The sequence below is a fragment of the Rhodoferax sp. RT5P35 genome (assembly GCF_056521385.1).
On sequence record NZ_JBWMAX010000005.1, the window covers coordinates 20364 to 38898 of the forward strand.

The 18535-nt window shown below is 64.2% G+C and carries 14 protein-coding genes and 1 pseudogene; 4 read left to right on the forward strand and 11 right to left on the reverse strand.

The window, feature by feature from the left end; translation table 11 throughout:
- Positions 1 to 49: 49 nt before the first annotated feature.
- The 4 genes from AC097L_RS08670 to AC097L_RS08685 are packed head-to-tail and all read right to left on the reverse strand — an operon-like array spanning position 50 to position 4081.
- Positions 50 to 982, reverse strand: coding sequence for an ABC transporter ATP-binding protein (locus AC097L_RS08670; protein WP_479585932.1), 933 nt, complete (start codon positions 980 to 982; stop codon positions 50 to 52).
- A complete protein-coding gene (locus AC097L_RS08675) occupies positions 979 to 2175 on the reverse strand; it encodes an ABC transporter permease (RefSeq protein WP_479585933.1) in 1197 nt (398 codons plus the stop codon). The genes AC097L_RS08670 and AC097L_RS08675 overlap by 4 nt, the downstream gene beginning before the upstream one ends.
- A 10-nt stretch (positions 2176 to 2185) precedes the next feature.
- Complete coding sequence (gene osmF / locus AC097L_RS08680) at positions 2186 to 3109, reverse strand: glycine betaine ABC transporter substrate-binding protein OsmF (protein ID WP_479585934.1); 924 nt, start codon at positions 3107 to 3109, stop codon at positions 2186 to 2188.
- A gap of 27 nt (positions 3110 to 3136) precedes the next feature.
- Complete coding sequence (locus AC097L_RS08685; RefSeq protein WP_479585935.1) at positions 3137 to 4081, reverse strand: fatty acid desaturase; 945 nt, start codon at positions 4079 to 4081, stop codon at positions 3137 to 3139.
- A gap of 241 nt (positions 4082 to 4322) precedes the next feature.
- Here AC097L_RS08685 and AC097L_RS08690 point away from each other — a divergent pair, with 241 nt between their 5' ends.
- Both AC097L_RS08690 and AC097L_RS08695 read left to right on the forward strand, forming a co-directional pair.
- Positions 4323 to 5096 carry a transporter substrate-binding domain-containing protein gene (locus AC097L_RS08690; RefSeq protein ID WP_479585936.1) on the forward strand — a complete coding sequence of 258 codons (774 nt, stop codon included), beginning with the start codon at positions 4323 to 4325 and terminating at the stop codon, positions 5094 to 5096.
- Positions 5097 to 5144: 48 nt separating this feature from the next.
- Complete coding sequence (locus AC097L_RS08695; RefSeq protein ID WP_479585937.1) at positions 5145 to 5810, forward strand: amino acid ABC transporter permease; 666 nt, start codon at positions 5145 to 5147, stop codon at positions 5808 to 5810.
- A gap of 201 nt (positions 5811 to 6011) precedes the next feature.
- On the opposite strand, the pseudogene AC097L_RS08700 reads toward AC097L_RS08695, so the two are convergent.
- Positions 6012 to 6710, reverse strand: a pseudogene (locus AC097L_RS08700) (GNAT family N-acetyltransferase); the annotation flags it as partial.
- An 89-nt stretch (positions 6711 to 6799) separates the two neighbouring features.
- Between AC097L_RS08700 and pdxR the strand changes: the two are divergent.
- Both pdxR and gad read left to right on the forward strand, forming a co-directional pair.
- On the forward strand, positions 6800 to 8284 hold the full coding sequence (gene pdxR, locus AC097L_RS08705; protein ID WP_479585938.1) for a MocR-like pyridoxine biosynthesis transcription factor PdxR: 1485 nt from the start codon (positions 6800 to 6802) through the stop codon (positions 8282 to 8284).
- Positions 8285 to 8461: 177 nt separating this feature from the next.
- A complete protein-coding gene (gad, locus tag AC097L_RS08710) occupies positions 8462 to 9865 on the forward strand; it encodes a glutamate decarboxylase (protein WP_479585939.1) in 1404 nt (467 codons plus the stop codon).
- 14 nt (positions 9866 to 9879) lie between these two features.
- Here gad and AC097L_RS08715 read toward each other — a convergent pair whose 3' ends face one another.
- The 6 genes from AC097L_RS08715 to chrA form a co-directional block, all read right to left on the reverse strand.
- Positions 9880 to 12237: an FdhF/YdeP family oxidoreductase gene (locus AC097L_RS08715; protein WP_479585940.1), complete on the reverse strand. Its 2358-nt coding sequence runs from the start codon at positions 12235 to 12237 to the stop codon at positions 9880 to 9882.
- A gap of 152 nt (positions 12238 to 12389) precedes the next feature.
- Complete coding sequence (locus AC097L_RS08720; RefSeq protein WP_479585941.1) at positions 12390 to 12824, reverse strand: ribonuclease HI family protein; 435 nt, start codon at positions 12822 to 12824, stop codon at positions 12390 to 12392.
- 90 nt (positions 12825 to 12914) lie between these two features.
- Positions 12915 to 13790: a restriction endonuclease gene (locus AC097L_RS08725; protein ID WP_479585942.1), complete on the reverse strand. Its 876-nt coding sequence runs from the start codon at positions 13788 to 13790 to the stop codon at positions 12915 to 12917.
- A 244-nt stretch (positions 13791 to 14034) separates the two neighbouring features.
- Positions 14035 to 16536 carry a cation-translocating P-type ATPase gene (locus AC097L_RS08730; protein WP_479585943.1) on the reverse strand — a complete coding sequence of 834 codons (2502 nt, stop codon included), beginning with the start codon at positions 16534 to 16536 and terminating at the stop codon, positions 14035 to 14037.
- A 12-nt stretch (positions 16537 to 16548) separates the two neighbouring features.
- Entirely contained in the window at positions 16549 to 16977 is a 429-nt protein-coding gene (locus AC097L_RS08735; RefSeq protein ID WP_479585944.1) for a universal stress protein, read from the reverse strand.
- Positions 16978 to 17140: 163 nt separating this feature from the next.
- The gene (chrA, locus tag AC097L_RS08740; protein ID WP_479585945.1) at positions 17141 to 18496 is read right to left on the reverse strand and encodes a chromate efflux transporter; all 1356 of its coding nucleotides are present in this window, start codon (positions 18494 to 18496) and stop codon (positions 17141 to 17143) included.
- Positions 18497 to 18535: the final 39 nt, after the last annotated feature.

Consider the following 18535-nt stretch of genomic DNA (forward strand, 5'->3'; position numbering starts at 1 on the left):
CACGCACAATTTTATGCACCATAGTTGTCCAGGAAATGGGTGGGTGCGTTCATGCGGGGCGTTGCCACAGGTCGGCAAAGTGCAGTACCCCCAGCGCGTTGCCGTGGTCGTCCACTACCGGCAGGCGGTCGCAGGCGCGGGCCACAAAGGTGGACAGTGCTTCGCGCAGGCTGGTGCGGGCGGGCAGGGCGGCTCCGGGGGCGGTTTCGCCAGCGCGGGTGTGCGATGCCACGGTGGCCAGGCCCAGCAGTTTGATGCCAATGTCGCTGCGGCCTAGAAAGTCGGTGACAAAGTCATTGGCGGGGTGGGTCAACAGCTCGGTCGGGGTGCCCGCCTGCACGATCTGGCCGTTCTGCAGCAGCACGATGCGCGTGGCCAGGCTCAGCGCCTCGTCGATATCGTGGGTCACCAGCACAATGGTTTTGCCCGAGCTGGCATGGATGCGCCGCATTTCCTTTTGCAGCGTGTGCCGCGTCACCGGGTCGAGCGCACCAAAAGGCTCGTCCATCAGCAGGACCTCCGGGTCCACCGCCAGTGCCCGGGCCACGCCCACCCGCTGCTGCTGTCCACCCGACAGTTGGTGCGGGTAGCGGCCACGGTACAGGGCGGGTGCCAGGTCCAGCAGCTCCAGCAGTTCGGTCACACGGTCGCGGACACGGCTTGCGGGCCAGCCCAGCAGCTCGGGCACGGTGGCGATGTTTTTTTCGACTGTCCAGTGCGGAAACAGGCCGATCGACTGGATGGCATACCCCATGCGGCGGCGGATGTCTTGCAACTTGAAGCTGCGGATCTCCTCGCCCTGGAACAGGATGCGGCCTGCGTCGTGCTCGACCAGGCGGTTGACCATCTTCAAGGTGGTGGATTTGCCTGAACCGGAGCCACCAATCAGCACGGTGAATTCGCCTTGGGGAATGTGGAGTGACAAATCTTTGACGGCGGGATTGCCGCCAAACGATTTGTGCACGTGCTGGAATTCGATCATGGCGTGGCCCGCAAAAAGACAGAAAGAGACTGGAACAACGCGTCCACCACCACGGCCAGCCCTACGACCGGCAGCACGCCCAACAGCACCAGGTCCAGTGCGCTGCTCAGCAGCCCCTGGAACATGATGGCTCCGAAGCCGCCCGCGCCGATCAGGGCCGCCACCACCGCCAGCCCTATTGCCTGCACGGTGGTGGTGCGGATGCCGGACACCAGCAAAGGCAGCGCCAGCGGCAGTTCCACACGCCAGAAGATCTGGCGCTGCGACATGCCCATGCCGGTCGCCGCCTCGACCGCCGCGCTTGGCACCTGCCGCAGACCCGCCACCGTGCTGTGCACCACGGGCAGCAGCGAATACAGCGCCAGTGCAATCACCGCCGGCACCAGGCCAATGCCGCTGATGCCCGAGCCCGGCCACCAACCACCCAGTGCCGCCAACGGCGCCATCAGCAGGCCAAACATGGCGATGGACGGCACGGTCTGCACCAGGTTCAGCACGGCGAAAACGGGGTTGGCCACAGCAGGTCGGCGGAATGCCGCCACGCCCAGCGGCACACCCACCAGCAACGTAGGCACCAGGGTGGTGAGCACAATTTGCAGATGCCGGTACCAGGCTGACTGGAATACATCTTGCCGGTTGGCATATTCCTTGAGCAGCGAGAGCGCATCCAGCTGCCCCTGGAGCAGCAACAACAGCACCGGCAGCGCTACGGCGGCCCCTGCCAGGGTGCGCAGTGCGGCATGCAAGCCAAGGCGTTGCAGGGCATCGGCCGCTGCCAGGGAGTACACCACCACCAGCACCCAGAACCCGCCGCCGAAGGAGGTGCGCAAGAGAGGAGACTCGGCGGTTTCCATGGCCCATCGGGCCTGTGCACCCGCCAGCCAGAACCAACCAAACAGGCCTGCGGCCGCCGCCAACACCACCAGCCAGTGGGTGGACCGCGCGGCGGGCAGCAGCGCGGCAGCTGCCAGTACCACCGCCGGTAGCAGCACGAGCCAGCGCGGACCGGTGAGCAGCTCCCCCAGCGGTATGCCCACACCCGAGACCAGGCGGTTGGGCGCCTGTGTCAAAAACGCCATTCCAAAGGCCACCCACAAACCGATCACGACCAGGCTGAACAGCACCCGGTTGCGTATCCATCCGGTGGGTGGCGTATGGGCGGCCACTGGCGCTGCAGAAGTCGGTAACGACAACCCCACCGACTTATTTCACAAAGCCTTTGGACTTCAGGTAGATGGTGGCAACCGCTTTGGCATCCTGGCCTTCCAGGGCGATCTTGGCATTCAGGCTTTGCAGCGTGGGGCCATCCAGGCTTTTGAACACCGGGGCCAACGCTTCCTGAATTTTGGGGTATTTGGCCAGCACATCGGCACGCACCACGGGTGCCGGGGCGTAGATGGGTTGGGCACCCTTAGTGTCTGCCAGGACCAGCAGGCCCAAGGCCGATACCGGGCCATCCGTGCCATAGGCCATGGCGGCGTTGACCCCCGATGTCTGCTCGGCGGCGGCCTTGATGGTCACGGTGGTGTCGCCACCAGCCAGTGTCAGCAGTTGGTCCTGGGTCAGCTTGAAGCCGTAGGTGGTCTGGAAGGCGGGCAGGGCATCCGGGCGCTCGATGAACTCAGCCGATGCGGCCAGCTTGAATTTGCCGCCCGTGCCCAGCCATTTGCCCAGATCGTCCAACGATTTCAGGTTGTTCTTGGTGGCCACATCCTTGCGGATGGCGATGGCCCAGGTGTTGTTGGCGGGCGAAGGCTCCAACCAGACCAGCTTGTTTTTTGCTACGTCCAGCGACTTGATTTTTTCATAGCCCGCCTTGGCATCTTTCCAGACTGGATTTTTTTCATCCGAGAAGAAGAATGCGCCGTTGCCGGTGTATTCGGGGTAAATGTCCACTTCACCGGCGACCAGCGCGCCGCGCACGATCTTGGTGTTGCCCAGTTGCAATTTGTTTTCGGTCTTGATGCCATTGGCTTCCAGCACCTGCTGGATGACATTGCCAAGCAGCGCGCCTTCGGTGTCGATCTTGGACGACACCCGTACCGCCGTCTGGGCATACAGCGTGCCCGAGAGGCTGGCGATGGCCAGTGCGGTAAGAGCGAGGCGGCGAGAGAAATGAATAGACATGGGAATCCTAGGATTAAAAAAGAGGGGTTAATGCACGCTGGCACGTGCAGCAGGAATCAGGTCTTCCGGCAATACCGGCGAGTCAATCGGATTCAGCGCAAAACGGCGCATCAAATGGCCATAGCCGGGCACCAGGAAGCCACCGTTGCGCTGCAGATACCCGGCGCGGTCGGCCAGGTAGGTGGTGCGCAACCGGTACCAGGGCATGGTGGGCGTTTCGTGGTGCACCACGTGGAAGTTATTGTTCAGGTACAGCAGACGCCAGAATATACCCGCCTCGTTGATGGCGATACGGTGCGCGGGACGGGCCGCCGGGCGGTGTTCGTACAGCGATCGCAGCATGGCCAGGCCCAGCGCCGGGTAGGCCACCAGCAGGTAGTGCAGGGGGCTGATGCCCGCCCAGTGCTGCAAGGCCCAGAGCATGCCCGCCAGCAGCAGCAAGTGTTCGGCCCAGCTGGCGGTCTGCGACCAGTCGCCCCGCAGCGGCTTGCGCACAATGTCTGCCCAGGTAGGCACGATGGCCAGCGCCGGCCCCACCAGCAGGCGGCCCAGCACCGAACGTTGCCAGCGCCAGCAGACCTTTTGCCAAGCAGGCAGAGCGGCAAACTGGGCGGCGGTAAGGTAGTTACTTTCGGGGTCGATACCGGGGCGGGTCAGGTGTTCGTCCTGGTGGTGGATCAGGTGGCTGTGCAGGTACAGGTCAAATGGATACCACACGGCCAGCGGTGCCAGGCCCAGCAGGCGGTTGATGCGTGGCCAGCGCGTGGGGTGGCCGTGCACCAGTTCGTGCTGCAGGCTCATGTACCAGCAGGTCAGCAGCAACAGCGCGGCACTACCCCAACCAATACCCCCCTTGTTTTCTAGCACCGACCAGTAGCCGACCACCAGCCCCCAGCCCAGGTATACGCAGGCGGCCAAAAGCCAGGTCGGCCATTCAAAGCCGTGGGAAGCTGCGTCACTGGTGCGGGTCATGGAGGTACTTGTATAGGGTGGTATGGGCAGGTAATACTAATGGACTGCGCCCGCGTTGTGCAACTGATTAATTCAAATAAGCATATTCGATGCCATTCGTTGTATGTACAGGTATGGAACCCCTCCACGGGCGCCAATTTGCCGCACATGCGGTGGCTAAAATATAGGCACAGGCTGTTTAGGCCTGCCATCGCCGATTGGGCTGGTGGCTTCTTCTTTCCATCCCTCCCAAAGGCATTCCATGTTGAAAAAAATCTGCGCTGCAGCACTGTGCTTCGGTTTGGCCCATGCGGCTCTGGCCGACGAACTGCTGGACTCCATTAAATCGAAGGGCGTGGTCAAAATCGCCATGGAAGGCACTTACCCGCCATTCAACTTCAAGGATGCCAAAACCGGCGCGCTGATGGGCTTTGACGTGGATATCTCCAACGCCATCGCCGCCAAGCTGGGCGTGAAGCCCGAGTTTGTGGCCACCGAATGGGCCACCATCCTGGCCGGGCTGCAGGTCGGCAAATACGACCTGGTGGTGTCGCAGGTCACCCTGACCGACAAGCGCGAACAGGAGTTTGATTTTTCCATCCCCTACACCGTGTCGTTCGCGCAAATCATCCTGCGCAAGGACGACAAGAGCGAATACGCCAATCTGGACGCGCTGAAAGGCAAAAAAGTCGGTGCGGGCCAGGGCAGCATCTACGCCGAAACCCTGGCCAAGGTGCCCGGCATTACCGTCAAAGCCTACCCTTCCGCACCGCTGTACCTGCAAGACCTGGTCAATGGCCGCGTCGATGCCGCGCTGAACGACCGCTTGCTGGTGCCCTACATGATCAAGGAGGCCAAGCTGCCTCTGCGTCCCTCTACAGTCCTGTTGGATAACCCGCAAAAGCAGGGCATCGCTTTCCGCAAGGGCAGCCCCAAGCTGAAAGAGGCGCTGGACAAAGCCCTGGGCGAGATGGTCAAGGACGGCAGCTACGCCAAAATTTCCATGAAATGGTTTGGAGTGGACGCGTCCAAGTAAACGGTCCCTATTCCGGCCCCTGCCCGCCACCGGCACCCGCTTCCTGTTGTGAACGCCTACCTCCAACCCATCTGGGATTCCGCGCCGCTGATCGCCTGGGGCACCGCCTACACCATTGGCTATGCTTTGCTGGGCATGGTGTTTGGCTTGCCCGTGGCCTTGTTCATCACCTGGGCACGGTTTGAAAAGATCCCGGTGCTGGCGGGCGTGTTCAACCTGTTTGTCAGCTTTATGCGCGGCACGCCACAGCTGATCCAGGCGTTTTTGATCTACTTCGGGATCGGTGCCATGGGGCTGGACCCCCCGCTGGTGGTGATCGGCACCTTGGTGCTGGTGGTCAACGCCAGCGCCTATCTGTCTGAGACCCTGCGCGGGGCGCTGAACGGCATCACCCACGGCCAGTGGAGCGCGGGCCTGAGCCTGGGCCTGACGAAGTTCCAGACCCTGCGCTACATCGTCACGCCCCAGGGCCTGCGGCTGGCCATACCGGGCATCAGCAACACTTTGATCGGCCTGTTCAAAGACACCTCGGTGCTGTCGGTGATCACCGTGGCCGAGCTGCTGAAAATCACCAACGACGTGATCTCGGCCACCTTCAAGCCCTTCACCTTCTACCTGCTGGCCGCGCTGATCTACTGGTCGTTGTGCCTGGTCTACGAATACGCCGTGCACCGCCGCCTGGAAGCGCGCTACAGCAAGCCTTACGCGCGCTGAGTTTGCTATATAAAAAGTAGCTTATTGCCTAGGTGGAATATGCGCTAGAGGCTTAAACCTTCTAAATTCCAGCCCACCGCGCCATGGACCAGCAGGCCGAGGGCGTGCCCAGTGCCTTGCAATCAGTGTACGGAAAATAAGAGTCAAATGGGCTTCAAGCGCATATTCCAGCTACGCTAGTCGCTATACAAGTTATAGCTTGCGAAGTTGTGCCAAAGACTGCCGCTGCTGCCCCTGCGCGTCAAAGTTGTCGGCCGCCAACCACTGGGTAAAGGCTGCCCGCAGCACCGGCCACTCCGTGTCGATGATGGAAAACCAGGCGGTATCGCGGTTGCGCGCCTTGGTCACCACGGCTTGGCGGAAGATGCCCTCGTACTGGAAACCCAGCCGCCGGGCCGCCACCATGGACGGCGCGTTCAGGCTGTCGCACTTCCACTCAAAGCGCCGGTAGCCCAGGCTGTCGAAGGCATGCTGCATCAGCAGAAACTGCGCCTCGGTAGAGATGGGGGTGCGTTGCAGCAGGGGCGAAAACGCTACAAAGCCCACCTCGATCACGCCATTGGCCGGGTCCATGCGCATCAGCGCCAGCGTGCCCACGGCACGTTCGGTGCGCAGGTCGATCACCGCGTAGTGCAAAAAGCCGGGGGCCGCCGCCGCCTGGGCGGCATGCGCGCGGTAGTCGCCCAGCGTGGCAAACGGCCCTACCGGCATATAAGTCCAGTCGCGGCCATCGGGGGCCTGGCTGTAGGCGGCGAACAGGTCGTCGGCGTGGCGCGCGGCATCCAGCGGCTCCAGGCGGCAGAGGCGCCCCGGCAGCGGGCTGGGCGAGGGCAGGGCGCGGGCCGTCCAGGCGGGCAGGGCATCGCCGATGGGCTGGTCGTAAACATTGGTGGTGGGCATGGTGCGGTTCGGTGTGATAGAACGGCTAAAGTTACGTCATCCGTGGCTGCATGAAAAGCACCACAACCCCTTCATTTCATGGTGCCATGATGACCACTGCACATGCCTTGTTTGACACCCCGCTAGACAAAGCTTCCATCGCCACGCCGCTGCAGCGCCAGTTGCACCACCGCCTCAAGCAAGCCATTCTGGACAACCGCCTGGCCCCCGGCAGCCGCTTGCCCGCCTCGCGCAGCCTGGCCGAGGTGCTGTCCATCTCGCGCAACACGGTGACAGCCGCCTACGAGCACCTGGCGGCCGAAGGTTATGTGCAGCAAGACCGGCAGGGCACGCGGGTGGCGGCTTTGTCCGGTACCCATCGTCCGGCTCGCCCACGCTTGGCGCGCGAGCCGACCGCCGCTCCGGTCACCGCGCGGCGGCTGGCGCAGATCCGCTCCACCGCACCCTCCGCTGCATCCTCCACCGCCATTGGCAACGCCTTGCGCCCCGGCATCCCGGCGCTGTCGCACTTTCCGCTGGCCGCCTGGCGGCGCGCTTGCGACCAGGCCATCCGCCGTGCAGGTGCTTCCGCCCTGGGCTACGGCGACCCGGTGGGCGAACCCGCGCTGCGCACCGCCATCGCCCGCCACCTGGCCGTGGCCCGGGGCGTGCGCTGCACGCCAGAGCAGATCGTGGTTACTGAAGGTGCGCAAGAAGCCCTGGCCCTGTGCGTGCGCCTGCTGTCCAACCCTGGTGATACGGCCTGGGTGGAAGACCCCGGCTACCGCGGTGCCAAGGTGGCCATGCAGGGCGGCGATCTGCGCATCCTGCCGCTGCGCGTGGATGCCGACGGTCTGGTCGCCACCGAGGCCGACTGGCAAACCCAGCCGCCGCGCCTGGTCTACACCACGCCGTCGCACCAGTACCCGGTGGGTGCCGTGCTCACCGTGGCGCGCCGCCTGGCCCTGATCGACCAGGCCCGCGCGCAGGGGGCCTGGATTTTGGAGGACGATTACGACAGCGAATTCCGCCACGCGGGCGAACCGATTGGCGCGATGCAAGGCCTGGTGGCCCGGGCCCCGGTGCTGTACCTGGGCACCTTCAGCAAAACCATGTTTCCGTCCCTGCGCCTGGGCTTTCTGGTGCTGCCCGAGGCGCTGCTGGCGCAGACCCACACCCCGCTGCAGGAGATGCTGCGCGGCGGCCACCGGTTTGAGCAATTGGCCATGGCCGAGTTCATCGAAAGCGGCCAGTTCAGCCGCCACCTGGGCCGCATGCGCCGCCTTTACCGGGACCGCCAGCAGGCCCTGCGCGTGGCCTTGACCCAGCACCTGGGCGTGCCCCACCGCATCGAAGGCGGCTACTGCGGCCTGCACCTCACCGTGCGGCTGGATGCTTGTTACCCCGATGCCGCCATCGCCCAAGCCGCCCATCGCTACGGCATCGCCCCCGCCGCGTTATCACGTTTTGCACTGCAGCCGCTGCCGGAAGACAACGGGCTGGTACTAGGCTACGGCAACACCTCGGCGGAGCTGTTTGCGCCGCTGGTGCAGCGTCTGGGGCAGTTGGCCAGGGCGTGTGCGTTGATCGAATAATTTTTATATAAAAACAGCGTTTAGCGCACGTAGCTATTACGCTAGTAGCTATAAAAACGATATTTTTTTCGGTCTGTGTGTGGCACCGTACGGACGGCGCGCAGCCTGCAGGCACACTCGCCGTGTAGCCGTATCCAAGCCTTTCGGCCTGCAGCGCGCCGCGCGAAGGACCAGACCATGGCACTGCACCAGACCACTGAAATGCACGACCAGGACATCGAGGACGTGTATTCCACCGATGCCGCGCAGCGCCGCCTGCCCAAGTACCGCCTGCCCGAGCATTCCACCGCAGCCTCTGCCGCCTACAACCTGGTGCGCGACGAGCTGCTGCTGGACGGCAATTCGCGTCAGAACCTGGCCACTTTCTGCACCACCTGGGTCGAGCCTGAGGTGCAAAAGCTGATGGCCGACGCGCTGGACAAGAACATGGTCGACAAGGACGAGTACCCGCAAACGGCCGAGATCGAAAACCGCTGCGTCCACACCATTGCCGACCTGTGGCACGCCCCCAAATCCTGGGACACGGTAGGCTGCTCTACTACCGGCTCCAGCGAGGCGGCCATGCTGGCTGGTCTGGCGCTGAAATGGCGCTGGAAGCAGCGGCGCGAGGCCGCAGGCCTGCCCACCCACAAGCCCAACTTCATCTGCGGTCCGGTGCAGATCTGCTGGAAAAAGTTTGCCCGCTACTTTGACGTGGAGATGCGCGAAGTGCCGCTGCGCGGCGATGCGCTGGGCCTGCAGCCGCAAGACCTGCGCGGTTATTGCGACGAAAACACCATCGCCGTGGTGGCCACCCTGGGCGTGACATTCACCGGCATCTACGAGCCCGTGGCCGCGCTGGCCGAAGCGCTGGACAGCTTGCAGCGCGAGCGGGGTTTTGACATCCCCATCCACGTGGACGCGGCCAGCGGCGGCTTTGTGGCCCCGTTCATCCAGCGCGACGTGCAGTGGGACTTCTGCGTGGAGCGTGTCAAGTCCATCAATGCATCCGGCCACAAATACGGTCTGGCCCCGCTGGGCGTGGGCTGGGTGGTATGGCGCAGCAAGGCGGATCTGCCCGAAGACCTGGTTTTTTACGTGGACTACCTGGGCGGCAACATGGCCACGTTTGCGCTCAACTTCAGCCGCCCGGGCGGCGAAATCATCGCCCAGTACTACCACTTTTTGCGCCTGGGCCGCGAGGGCTATACCCGCATCCAGCAGGCCTGCGCCGACACCGCGCAGTGGCTGGCGCAGGAGCTGGCCCAGATCGGCCCGCTGGAGCTGGTGTACGACGGCCACGGCGGTCTGCCTGCCGTTTGCTACAAGCTCAAAGACGGCGTTGAGCATGGCTTTACGCTGTACGACCTGTCGGAGCGGGTGCGCATGCGCGGCTGGCAAATCGCCTCGTACCCGCTGCCCGGCGACCGCCAGCACGTGGTGGTGCAGCGGGTGCTGGTGCGCCACGGGGTTAGCCGCGATTTGATCGCGCTGCTGCTGCAATATCTGCGCACCGGCATCGCTTATCTGCAGCACAACCCGGTGCTGCATTCCACCGCCGGGCCCAGCTTTAGCCACGGTGCCGAGTCGACCCCGGCCTGAGCCACGTTAGCCGCCTATGCCGAGGTGGCGTATGCAGCGCCTGCAACCCCTTCGCGGTTGACGACGATCTCTTCACCCCCCACCGGGCTTGCAGGGCGCAGCAGCACCGGCACCGACTTGTACGACGGTGTCAGGCTGTCCGGGTCCACATGCTCCAGGGCAATCAGCGGCTGCGTCTCGGGGTAGTACGAGGCGCAGCAGCCGTCGGGCAGGTCGTAGCAGACCAGCATCAGGCCGCGCACCACGCGGTCGGCGTGGGCATGGTCCATGGCGGTGGCCACGTCCACTACATCGCCTTCCTGCAGGCCGCGCCGGTCCAGCTCGGCCTGGTTGATGAACAGCACGTCGCGCCGCCCAAACACGCCGCGGTAGCGGTCGTCCAGACCGTAAATGGTGGTGTTGTACTGGTCGTGCGAGCGCAGCGTGGTGAGTGTGAGCACGTCGGCGCCGCCATTCGCCAGGTCCTCCTTCAGGCCCGGAAACACCGCGAAGTTGGCTTTGCCGCTGTCGGTCTTCCAGATGCGCTGCTGCGCGGTATTGGGCAGCTGGAAGCCGCCGGGTTCGAGGATGCGTTCGTTGTAGCCCGCAAAGTCTGGGAACACCGCCTCGATCTTGTCGCGGATCAGGGCGTAGTCGCCCACCAGCGCATCCCAGTCGGCCACCGAGCGCGCGCCCAGCGTGGCCTTGGCCATACCGGCAACGATGGCCGGTTCCGACCGCACCTGGTCGCTGGGCGGTGCCAGAAAGCCAGTGGAGGCATGCACCATCGACATCGAATCCTCCACCGTGACCGACTGCTTGCCGCTGGCCTGCATGTCCAGCTCGGTGCGGCCCAGGCAGGGCAGGATGTAGCTGGTGTGGGCCAGCAGCAACTGGGTGCGGTTGAGCTTGGTGGTGATGTGCACGGCCAGGTCCAGCTTGCGAAAGGCTTCGAAGCAGGCCACCGGGTCGCTTGCCGCCACCGCCAGGTTGCCGCCCAGGCAGATGATGGCCTTCGATGTACCACTGCGCATGGCGGCAATGGCCTCGACCACCGAGTGGCCGTCGTGCTGCGGCGGCTCGAACTGGAACACATCGCGCAGGCTATTGAGCAGCGCGGGCTTGGGCCGCTCGGTAATGCCCACGGTGCGGTCGCCCTGCACATTGGAGTGTCCGCGCAGCGGCGAAATCCCCGCACCGGGGCGGCCGATATTGCCCTTGAGCAGCAGCAAATTCATGATCTGCTGCACATTGCGCGTGCCCGAGCGGTGCTGGGTGATGCCCATGCCGTAGCAGCAAATGGTGGCCTTGGCGGCGGCGTAAACCCGGGCCACATCTTCCAGCTGGGCGCGGCTCAGACCACAGGTGCCTTCGATCGCCTCCCAGGCGGTGGCATCAAGATCGGCCACAAACTCCGCATAGCCCGCCGTGTGCCCTTGGATAAACGCATGGTCGAGCACCGGGGCCTGGCTGGCGGCCTGGGCGGCATGGTCCAGCGCCAGCAGCGCCTTGCCAATGCCCTTGAGCGCTGCGGCATCGCCCCCCACGCGGATCTGCAAATAGGTGGTGGCGATCTGCGTGGACGACAGCGTGGCCATCTCCACCGGTGCCTGTGGCGACTCGAAGCGCTCCAGCGCCCGTTCTCGCAGCGGGTTGAAGACGATGATGGTGGCCCCCCGGCGCGCCGCATCGCGCAACGTGGCCATCATGCGCGGGTGGTTGGTGCCGGGGTTGTGGCCCATCGACAGGATCAGGTCCGCGTGGTCATAGTCTTCCAGCGTTACCGTCGCCTTGCCCACGCCGATGGAGCGCGGCAGGCCCACCGAGGTGGCCTCGTGGCACATGTTAGAGCAGTCGGGGAAGTTGTTGGTGCCAAAGTTGCGCGCAAACAGCTGGTACAGAAAAGCCGCCTCGTTGGAGGCACGCCCCGAGGTGTAGAACTCGGCCGCGTCCGGGCTGGGCAGGGCGTTCAGCCCCTGGGCAATGCCGTCAAAAGCCTCTTGCCAGCCCACCACCTCGAAATGGTCGGTTGCGCGGTTGTAGCGCAGCGGATGGGTGATGCGGCCCTGGCTCTCTAGCCAGTGGTCGGTCTGCTGCCACAGCGCGGCCACGCTGTGCGCCTGGAAAAAGTCCGGCCCGATGCGCTTGGCCGTGGACTCCCAGGTCACCGCTTTCGCGCCGTTTTCGCAGAACTCGAACGACGAGGTGTGCTTGGGGTCCGGCCAGGCGCAGCCCGGGCAGTCAAAGCCGCCCGGCTGGTTGGCCTTGAGCAGGGTGCGCACGCCCTGCACCACGATCTGCTGGCGCTTGAGCGTCTGCGCCAGCGCCTTGGTTGCGCCCCAGCCACCGGCCGGCGCGTCATAGTTTCGGATTCCTTCGGGGCGCTTGCGCATGGGGGCTTTCTGGGAGAAGTGGGGAAAGAAGGGTGGATTTTGGGCGAGGTCTTGCCCAAGCACGGAATGGACCAGGGCCAAGTATCCGCCGTGTTGGTTAACTTGCATGGACCCGGGTGCAGAGCCCCCAGAGCCATGAAAGTTGTTTGACGTTAACGCCGCTTTTTCGGCATTTTGACCGCACGCGGTGCCGTGAACCCCAAGGCCGCCCGGGCCAGCGCATCGGCCTCGGCATTGCGGTGCTGTGGTATCCACACCAGTGTGGCCTGGTCAAACGTGTTAAACAGTGCCCGCGCCTCGCCAAACAGTGCCGCCAGTCGGGCAATTGGCTTGGCGCTTTTACTGCTTACCTGCTCCACCACGATGCTGTTGTCGCAGTGCAGCCGCAGGTCGTCCGCTCCCTGCAGTTTCAGTGCCTGTAACACCGCCATCAGTGCAAGCACCTCCGCCTCGTTGTTGCAGCCGGTGCCAGGGGCCACCTGCGACAGCGTGTGGCGCGTGCCGTCGGGTGCGGTCCACACAGCACCCAGGCCCATGCGGCCGGGGTTTGGGAGGGCGCTGCCGTCGGAGTGGATGAGCCAGGGCATGGGGGCTGGATGGGTTAGTCTGCTTTGGGCACCCAGCAGACGGCCAACCGGAGAGTGATACGAAGAAATCTAATCAGCGAACGCTGAAGATCATGGGAATAAGTCACGTACACGCGCGAATGATTGGCCTGTTTCGGCCGCATGCCGAATCTTCCGTGAAATCACGTGGTTAATCGGAAGTGCCTTGTCGAGCGCATCACTCAAGTCCAAACCATCCATGCATACGAGGCGCTTACCGCGGCCAAAGGCATCCAAGCCGACCTCTGTGAAGCCGCTATCGCTAATGAAGAGGCCGCGTGTCCAAGCGGCCTTCTGGTCAATCTTGCCTTGAAAGGTGAATAGCTCGGCAACCCCCATTCTTGCGGCATGCCATTTCGCCTCCAGGAGATAGATTTCCCCTTCCAGCTCAAAACTACCATCGATCTGCTCCCCCCGATTACGAAACCCCTCGCGCGCTTTGAGCCCGTATGCGTTGAAAAGTTTGCTTAAAAACGTCTCGAATGCATAACCGCGTTCATGGGGCTCCAAGGTTGAGACCCTGAGCAAGTCAGCTTTCAAGTGCTGCAGTGTTCTGTGGTCGTAGATCGGCATTGGTGGTTGTCCGAAGAGAGCAGAGGTCGGCTGTGCTCCTTTACCTTGAAGCAGGTCTGTTAGAGCGAGCAATCTGCCGTGCGCGTTGAAAACCTGCTCTGCATCGCCTGAGCTAGCCTGCAGTGCAGCACGGTAGGTCCAGAGTGCGTCGAGCACTCTAACTGCAGTTTGCGCATCGACTGCCTGTAAAAAGCAGCGCAAGCGCTTTGCCTTAGAGGTCCCGTTCAGTGCATACCTGTCATCGTAGATGTCGACGTTAAGTTCGTCGCTAAAAAATGAAGCCATCGTACGGTCGGATAAGTCGAGTACGTACCCGCCATCCATCCGGAAGACCTCATCAAGAAACTTAATATCCAAGGCTTTTATTTTTGGCATTCGAATCTTCCGGTGTGCGCGTGCCCACATTACAAGTCGCTGAAGCGTCCATTGTCTGCTACGAACACGGACATTAGAAGTTGCTGATCCAAGGTTGCCTCTGGCCGATAGCAGCCCTTCAAATTCATCCTGACAGTCCAAAAGAAGCCGAACCTTTGCAGACGGAATTTTTACAGAAAAAAGCCACCTTACGCTCATCCACATTGCACAAGCAGCTATCAAAATTGAGCAGATCACACCCCACTCACTCCCCCTTCCTCCCCAGCCCCCACTTCACCCCCTCAAACCACAACAACCCCACCACGGCCAGCCCGACGCAGGTCAGCAGCATCCCCGGCGTGGGCTGCTCAAACGCAAACAGCATGCCCACCGCGGGGATACCCAGCACGCAGGCCAGCAGCAGCACGGCGGCGGCGGTGATCCAGGCAAAGTAGCGGTTGCGGGCAGCGCCCTTGCGCCAGGACGGGCGGGTCCAGCTGCGGTTGGCGTAGATCAGGCCCAGGTTGGCCAGCACGAGCACGGTGAACACCAGGGCGCGGGCCATGTCTTCGGAGTAGCTGAGTACCCGCGCGCCGGCGTACACGCCCAGCAGCAGCGCCAGCAGGCCGCAACCTTGCCACAGGCCTCGGGCCAACACGCTGCGGTCGAACAGGTGGGCATCGGCGGGGCGGGGTGGTACGGCCATGGCGTCGGCTTCTAGCGGCTCGGCCTCGAACACGACAGAGCAGGCCGGGTCGATGATGAGCTGCAGAAACAGGATGTGCACCGGCATTAGCAGCATGGGCCAGCCCAGCAGCACCGGCACCAGGGACAGGCCGACGATGGGCACGTGCACGCCCACCACAAACACGATGGCCTTACGCAGGTTGGCGAACACGCGGCGGCCATAGCGCACCGCGGTGACGATGGAGGCAAAGTCGTCGTTCAGCAGTACCAGGTCGGCGGCTTGGCGGGCCACTTCGGTGCCGCGCGCCCCCATGGCCACGCCGATGTGGGCGGCCTTGAGGGCGGGCGCGTCGTTCACGCCGTCGCCGGTCATGGCCACCACGTCGCCGCGTGCGCGGAAGGCTTGCACCAGGCGCAGCTTGTGTTCGGGCTGCACGCGGCAAAACACCTGGGTGGTGGCCAGGCGTTCTTGGAGGGCCGTGTCGCTGAGCGCGGCCAGTTCCAGCCCGCTTAGGGGCGGCTCATCGGTGGCCAGACCGGCCTGGCGGGCGATGGCCAGGGCGGTGGCGGGGTGGTCGCCGGTCATCATCACCACGCGGATGCCTGCGGCCTGGCAGGCGGCGATGGCCTCGGGCACGTCGGAGCGCACCGGGTCTTCCAGACCCACTAAGCCGAGAAAAACGAAGTCGAAATCGTGCTGGTTGCCCGGCAGCGGCGGGGCGGCAAACTGGGCGCTGGCCACGCCCAGCACGCGCAGACCGTCGGCGGCCATGGCGGTGACCTGATGGGCGATGTGGGTGCGCTGGGCTACGGGCAGGTGGCACAGATCGACGATGGCTTCGGGCGCGCCCTTGGCGGCAATCAGGTAGGCCTGCTGGTCGGGCGAATGCCAGACGCGCGACATGGCCAGCATGGCGGGCGACAGGGGGTAGTCTTCCACCAGGGTCCAGTCAGCGTGCAAGTGCTCGGTGCGGGCTAGCAGCTGTGCGCCCGCGCCGACGATGGCGGCCTCCATCGGGTCGTAGGCACGGCGGTGGCTGGCCAGCACGGTGTATTCGAGTACGCCGTGCAGCGACTCGGCGAGCGGGGCGGCAGCATCTTGCAGACTGTCGTACAGCGCGTTCCCCGACCACAGCCGCCGCACCGCCATGCGGTTGGCTGTCAATGTGCCGGTTTTGTCGACGCACAACACGGTGGTGGCACCCAGCAACTCCACGGCGGGGATGCTGCGGGCCAGCACCTTTTGGCGCGACAAGCGCCAGGCCCCCAGGCCCAGAAACAGGGTCAGGATGACAGGCAACTCTTCGGGCAGGATGGCCATGGCCAGCGTCAGCCCGGCCAGCAGCCCGCCCAGCCAGTCGCCGCGCAGCAGCCCGTAGGCCAGGGCCAGCGCAGTGGCCAGCGCCAACCCCACCAGGGCCACGGTCTTGACGACGGCCTTGGTTTCGCGCTGGATAGGGGTGGTCTCGTCGGCAATGCCTTGTAGCGACTGGCCAATGCGGCCCAGCGCGCTGCGCTCGCCCGTCGCCACCACGCGGCCCTGCCCGCTACCCTGGGTGACCAGGGTGCCAGAGAGGGCCTGCGCGGGCTGTGCGCCACCAGCTTGTTTTTGTACTGGAACGGATTCGCCGGTGAGCAGGGATTCGTCCAGCGCCAGGTTGGCGGTGTGGGTGAGTTCCAGGTCGGCGGGCACGCGGTCCCCCTCGGCCAGCAGCACGGTGTCGCCACACACCAGTTCGCGGGCGGCAATTTTGAGGGTCTGGCCGCCGCGCAGCACCATGGCCAGCGGGCTGGACAGGTCGCGCAGGGCCTCCAGCGAGCGCTCGGTCCGGCGCTGCTGCACAAAGGTGATGCCCATGACCACCAACACAAAGCCCAGCAGCATCAGCGCCTCTTGCCGGTTGCCCAGCACCAGGTAGAGCGCACCGCAGGCCACCAGCAGCAAAAACATGGGCTCGGCCACCACATCGCCTGCCAGCCGCAGCACGCTGCGCGGCCGGGACACAGGGAGGACGTTGGGGCCGTCTTGCACCAGGCGATGCTGCGCCTGGGCAGGGCTCAGGCCACTGGCGGCATCCATGCGGGGGATGGCTTACTTCACCAGCAAGACGGGCTGTTCGGCGGCGGCCAGCACGCGCTGTGCGACCGAGCCGATCAGCAGGTCGGCGATGGCCCCGCGGCCTTTGGAGCCCAGCACGATCAGGTCGAACTTGCCCTTGTGGGCGCAGTCCAGAATTTCCTTGGCCACGTGGCCGGTGCGCTCCACCATGTCGTGCGGGATGCTTGCTGCGTCGAGCAGCTTGCGGGCCGGTTTGAGCTCTTTTTCACTGATTTCGCGCAGGTAGTCGGCTACCGTTTCACTGCCCACAAAGGCCTTGGCGTGGCCCAGGCCGGTGTCGTCGTGCACGCTGAGCAGGGTGATGCTGTGCTTGCCCGGCTGCAACTGCGCCACCAGCTTGGCCGCGTACTTGACGGCATGCAGGGCAAACTTTGAGCCGTCTACGGCAACAAGGATTTTCATGGGGGGCTCCGGTGAGGAAATTTGTGAACCGTCTCAGCTTGAGGTATCTGCGGCGGGCGGCATTGACGCAGGTCAAGCGTGGGGGCTGTGCGGATTTCCACTTTACGAAATGCCGGGCTCGGGGTCTGTGCGCTGGCGCACACCGCCTGCTGCGGCACGGGGTTCACAGCCAAACCCGCAGCGCCCACCCCGCCAGCGCGCACAGCACAATCACCTTGATCACGCCCACCTTGAAGCGCATCAAGGCCACGCCTGCGGCCAGCGCCAGCAGCAGGGCCGCCCAGTCGGTATTTGCAAGAAAAGAGCCGCTAGCGCCCGGCTTAACTGCGATGTGCGCTATAAAAAACAAAGCAAGGCTGGCAATCACGCCCACCACGGCGGCGGTGATGGCGGTGAGCGGGGCGGTGAACTGCAGCTTGCCGTGGGTGCTCTCCACCAGCGGGCCACCGGCCAGGATGAAGATGAACGATGGCAAAAAGGTGAACCAGGTGACCACCGTGGCGGCCAGCGCTGCGCCCAGAAACAGCGCGTCCGGCCCCAGCACCGCCTTGCTCCAGCCGCCCACAAAGCCCACAAACGCCACCACCATGATCAGCGGGCCGGGCGTGGTTTCGCCCAGGGCCAGGCCGTCGATCATTTGCGTTCCTGTCAGCCAGCCAAACTGCTCCACCGCGCCCTGGTACACATAAGGCAGCACGGCGTAGGCACCGCCAAAGGTCAGCATGGCGGCCTTGGTGAAAAACCAGCCCATCTGCGCCAGGGCGGAGTGCCAGCCGCTCCACACCACCAAGGCGGCCATGGGCAGCAGCCACAGCGCCGCGCCCACGGCCAGTACTGTGAACAGGCGGCTAGCTTTGTAGCGCGCGTGGGCTGGGGTGGGCGTGTCGTCGTCGATCAGCGCAGGACCATGACCCAATTGGCCTGCCTTGGCCGCGCCATGCCCGCCGCCGCTGAACTGGCCGGGTGCGAACTTGGACCCCCACCATCCGATCAACGCTGCACCCAGCACGATGGCCGGAAAGGGCACGGCAAAGATATATAACGCTACAAAACTGGTAGCTGCTACCGACCACAGGACAGGCGCAGTGCTCGGTTTCTTCAATGTCTTGCTGCCGATGCGGTGCACCGCCTGCACCACCAGCGCCGCCACCGCAGGCTTGATACCGTACAGCAGCCCGGCCACCCAGGGCACGGCCCCAAAGGCTACGTACACCCAGCTCAGGCCAATCAGGATGAACAGCGACGGCAGCACAAACAGCGCGCCTGCCGCCACCCCGCCCCAGGTGCGGTGCAGCAGCCAGCCGATGTAGGTGGCCAGCTGCTGCGCCTCGGGGCCGGGCAGCAGCATGCAGTAGTTCAGGGCGTGCAGAAAGCGCTTTTCGCTGATCCAGCGTTTTTGCTCCACCAGTTCGCGGTGCATGATGGCAATCTGCCCGGCCGGGCCGCCAAAGCTAATGCAGCCCAGCTTGAACCAGAACTTCAGGGCTTCGGTGAAAGATACGGGCGGCACGGGCGGCATGTGAGGGGCTCTCAAAGTGGCACTGCCCGCAGTGTGCCA